General features: G+C 46.2%; 3 protein-coding genes. 2 read left to right on the plus strand and 1 reads right to left on the minus strand.

Features of this window, described 5'->3' with window-relative positions; all coding sequences use genetic code 11:
* Both Q0369_RS07685 and Q0369_RS07690 read left to right on the plus strand, forming a co-directional pair.
* On the plus strand, positions 1-182 hold a 182-nt coding region (locus tag Q0369_RS07685; protein ID WP_298098236.1), incomplete at its 5' end, for a ribonuclease domain-containing protein.
* Complete coding sequence (locus Q0369_RS07690) at positions 179-460, plus strand: barstar family protein (protein WP_298098239.1); 282 nt, start codon at positions 179-181, stop codon at positions 458-460. The genes Q0369_RS07685 and Q0369_RS07690, both read left to right, overlap by 4 nt.
* Positions 461-561: 101 nt before the next feature.
* Here Q0369_RS07690 and Q0369_RS07695 read toward each other — a convergent pair whose 3' ends face one another.
* Complete coding sequence (locus Q0369_RS07695; RefSeq protein WP_298098241.1) at positions 562-1,005, minus strand: hypothetical protein; 444 nt, start codon at positions 1,003-1,005, stop codon at positions 562-564.
* Positions 1,006-1,258 lie beyond the last annotated feature (253 nt).

Here is a 1,258-nt window from a genome sequence, read left to right on the forward strand (position 1 = left end):
TCGGCGGCGACCGCTTCGGCAATTTCGAGCGCAGATTGCCTGATAAAAAGGGGCGGATTTGGCGCGAATGCGACATCGAGTATCGCGGCGGCCCGCGCGGCGCGAAGCGGCTGATATTTTCAAACGACGGGCTGATCTTTTACACCGCCGATCATTATGAAAGCTTCGAGCGCGTGCAATGAGTTCAAATTTTAAAACGCGCAGCGCCGCAAAGATCATCATCGACGGCGCAAAGATTAGGCGCAAAGATCAAATTTTCGCGCTATTTGCCGCAGCGCTAGATTTTAAGCCCGAATACGTCGCAAATTTAGACGCGCTCTACGACGCGCTTGGCGAGCGAGGCGGACGGATCTTAGTCGTTATTAAAAGGGGCGGAATTTTAAAGCTAAGACTGGGCAAATTTTATGATATTTTGCTGGATGTATTGCGCAGCAGCGAGGCGAAAATTTTAATCTTATGAGCTTGCGCGGCAGCCATTCCACTTTAAAACTAAATTTTGCCGAGGCAAAGATAGGTTTGTTTCGACGTAGTTTAGAGCGTGCCGTTAAAATTCACTGAATTTTAGAGCTTATTAAAAGAGGCGATTTTAGAAATTTCACCCACAAAGCTCGCGCGGTCAAATTTAAACTCAAGCCCATACCGCCAATCTTTGCGGCGCGGGTTTATAAAGTCGGTAAATTTAACCGCGTTTTCTTCAAATTTAATCTTAAGCGCGAGATACCAACAGCTCCAGATCCCACACGGACAGCCCAGTAGCACCACGTCCCGCTCATCTTGCGCCAAATCAGCCTCAAGCGCTGCGCGTAAAAATAGCTCCTCAAAATCGATCAAGCTTAAGTAGGCGTAGCCTCCCGCGATGCTAGCTTGCCCCTCTTTCGCCGCAAAGCTTTGCTCACGCCTCTTAATCAGTTCAAGCAGGGGCTCGCCGTTTATCGCAACGACGACTTCGGTAAAGCTTTCGCCCTCAATTTCGTAATCGTTTAGGTAAAATTTAATGCTATCCATGCGGCAATCTCGCTAAATGATCTGTTTGTACGTATTTGCACCGGCCTGTTAAAATTTCGGCGCAGTTTAGCAAAATCCTAGTAAAATTCGGTTGAAATCCAAAATCGTCGCCAAAGCGCAAATCAAATGAAAATTTTGTAAAATTTAGGATGCTGGGCTTGCGGAGCTCATTTTTTAACGCACGCGAGCTCAAATTTACAAAAAAAGCTCAATTTGCATAGATGAAAGAAGCGAAAATAAAAGGTGAAATTTT

Origin of the sequence: uncultured Campylobacter sp., assembly GCF_938030685.1 — a bacterium.
Lineage (GTDB): Bacteria > Campylobacterota > Campylobacteria > Campylobacterales > Campylobacteraceae > Campylobacter_B.

Bases quoted from the DNA above. Each gene is read 5' to 3' on its own strand.
- Q0369_RS07690 (WP_298098239.1), top strand. From the start codon at position 179: ATGAGTTCAAATTTTAAAACGCGCAGCGCCGCAAAGATCATCATCGAC.
- Q0369_RS07695 (WP_298098241.1), bottom strand. From the start codon at position 1,005: ATGGATAGCATTAAATTTTACCTAAACGATTACGAAATTGAGGGCGAA.